Source organism: Bacillus sp. SIMBA_008, from assembly GCF_046535495.1.
GTDB classification, from domain to species: domain Bacteria; phylum Bacillota; class Bacilli; order Bacillales; family Bacillaceae; genus Bacillus; species Bacillus subtilis.
The window spans coordinates 1-255 of sequence record NZ_JAWRWL010000836.1 but is presented as its reverse complement, the minus strand read 5'-3'; the positions used below and the strand labels follow the sequence as shown (position 1 = coordinate 255).

The 255-nt window shown below is 41.6% G+C and carries 1 protein-coding gene; it reads right to left on the bottom strand.

Going from position 1 to position 255, the window contains the following annotated elements; translation table 11 throughout:
* The coding region (locus SB658_RS25680) for a PTS sugar transporter subunit IIB (RefSeq protein WP_410603282.1) at positions 1-255 on the bottom strand (255 nt) is incomplete at both ends.

Here is a 255-nt window from a genome sequence, read left to right as displayed (position 1 = left end):
CAACAGATTCAACATTTGTACCTACGATAACTTGTACACTCGTGTTACTTAATTTCATAACACCTTTTGCACCAGCACGTTTTAATGCTGCTTCGTTTACTTGACCAGCATCTTTCACTTGTAAGCGTAGACGTGTTGCACAGTTATCAATAACTGTTAAGTTTTCTTTTCCACCTAAAGCTGCTACGTAAGTTTCACCAATTGAACCTGCAACAGGTGCGTCACCCACTTCAGCTAGCTCGTCGTCATCTTCGC